The 1,765-nt window shown below is 74.1% G+C and carries 3 protein-coding genes; 1 reads left to right on the top strand and 2 read right to left on the bottom strand.

Annotated features, from left to right (window positions below; all coding sequences use genetic code 11):
• The coding region (locus H5J30_RS31155; RefSeq protein WP_508471010.1) for a YbbN family protein at positions 1–219 on the bottom strand (219 nt) is incomplete at its 3' end.
• 162 nt (positions 220–381) lie between these two features.
• Here H5J30_RS31155 and H5J30_RS31150 point away from each other — a divergent pair.
• The gene (locus H5J30_RS31150) at positions 382–1,125 is read left to right on the top strand and encodes a lysophospholipid acyltransferase family protein (protein WP_181790870.1); all 744 of its coding nucleotides are present in this window, start codon (positions 382–384) and stop codon (positions 1,123–1,125) included.
• A gap of 123 nt (positions 1,126–1,248) precedes the next feature.
• On the opposite strand, the gene H5J30_RS31145 is transcribed toward H5J30_RS31150, so the two are convergent.
• Positions 1,249–1,765, bottom strand: a 517-nt coding sequence (locus H5J30_RS31145) for a B3/B4 domain-containing protein (protein WP_181790868.1), incomplete at its 5' end; no start/stop codon positions are given.

The following is a 1,765-nucleotide window of genomic DNA, read 5'->3' as shown; positions in this document are numbered from 1 at the left end:
GAGTCCGAGGTGGCTCTCGGCGTCGACGTCCACGTACGCCACGCCGGCGACCATGCCCGCGACGTCCGCGAGGATCCGCCGCGTGGCGGCGCAGGGGCGGCAGAAGGCGCTGGAGAACTGCACGAGGGTGGCCCGCTCCCCCAGAGCCGCCGTGTCCAGGTCGGCCGCCGTCAGTCGCTCCGGCGCGCCGTCCGCCTTCTCCTCCATGCACTCCAGCATGCAGCACCGCCCCGCGGCGGTGACAAGATCCCGTCACGCCGGAGGGGTGGGTCTGGCGCGCGGCGCGCACGTCGTGCACGATCGGGGATGTACGTACCTACGCGCGCGTAACTTCCGCCGGGAGCTCCTGACCCTCCGGGCCGGAGAAGGGACCAGCCCGGCATGGCAGACCTCGTCTACCCGCCCGTCGTCGGCATCTGCAAGACCGCCTTCAAGGCGATGGACCTGCGGATCGACCTGAAGGGCCAGGAACACGTCCCGCGCCGCGGCGGCGCGGTCCTGGTGAGCAACCACATCAGCTACCTGGACTTCGTGTTCTGCGGCTACGCGGCCCGGCCGGCGAAGCGGTTCGTGCGCTTCATGACCAAGGAGTCGGTCTTCCGCCACCGCGTCTCCGGCCCCCTGCTGCGCGCGATGAGGCACATTCCGGTCGACCGCGCGCAGGGCGGGCAGGCGTTCTCGCACGCGCTGCGCGCGCTGCGCTCGGGTGAGGTCGTCGGGGTCTTCCCGGAGGCGACGATCTCGCAGTCGTTCACGCTGAAGTCGTTCAAGTCGGGCGCCGCGCGGCTGGCGCAGCAGGCCGGGGTGCCGCTGCTGCCGATGGCGGTGTGGGGGACGCAGCGGATCTGGACCAAGGGCCGGCCCCGCGACTTCGGGCGGAACCACCTGCCGATCACGCTGCGCCTGGGCGCGCCGGTGCCGACCGTGGACGGGGTGGCGGACGGGGCACTGCCGGCCGAGGGGGCGCACGAGGACGCGGAGAAGCTGACGGAGCGGCTCAAGGGCCGGATCCAGGAGTTGCTGGAGGCGGCCCAGCGCGCCTACCCGGACCACCCGCGGGGGCCGGGGGACGACTGGTGGCAGCCCGCGCACCTGGGCGGCAGCGCGCCGGCGCCGGGGGTCTGAGCGGAGGGCCGGGCCCCGCGACGTACGCCCGTCGGACCCGCCTCGACCGGCCCTTCCTCACCCTCGATCTCCACTGCAGGTCGAGGGTGAGGTCGAGGGTGGTGGCGGCCGGGCGCCGCGCCGTCAGGCGGGCTCGCGGATCTCGATCTCGGCGCCGGGCGAGCTCTTCTGCAGCGCCTCGGCCAGCTCCTGCGCCGCCGCGGTCAGCTCCTCGTACGTCATCGGCTCCTGCCGCTCCAGCAGGAACAGCGCGTTCACCGACTCCTCGGTGAGCCGGGTGCGCACGCCCTGGCGCCAGTTCCAGCGGCGGCAGGTCACGCCCGCGCCGTCGCGCCAGACGACCTCGCCGGGCTCGGGGTGCTCCTCGTCGAAGCGCTCCTCGCCGGTGGCGCGGACGAGGTGCATGTCGCCGTCGATGCGGTCGGTGTCCTCGCCGCCGACGGGGACGAGGTGGGCGACGCTGACGGCGTTGTAGATGTCGACCAGCCGGTTGATGCGCGGCAGTCCGGCGTCGGCGAGGGCGCGGCGGGCCAGCGCCTCGGCGGAGTTGCGGAACTTGGACGGCTTGGCGCCGAAGGCGGCGTACGCGGCCCGCCACGCCTGCATGTGCGGGTCCTGCTGCGGCGGGGTGTCGCCGAGG

It is taken from the genome of Streptomyces phytophilus (assembly GCF_013870535.1).
In the GTDB taxonomy this organism is placed as follows: domain Bacteria; phylum Actinomycetota; class Actinomycetes; order Streptomycetales; family Streptomycetaceae; genus Streptomyces; species Streptomyces phytophilus.
This window is presented reverse-complemented; position numbering and strand designations above follow the sequence as displayed.

Bases quoted from the DNA above. Each gene is read 5' to 3' on its own strand.
- H5J30_RS31150 (WP_181790870.1), top strand. From the start codon at position 382: ATGGCAGACCTCGTCTACCCGCCCGTCGTCGGCATCTGCAAGACCGCC.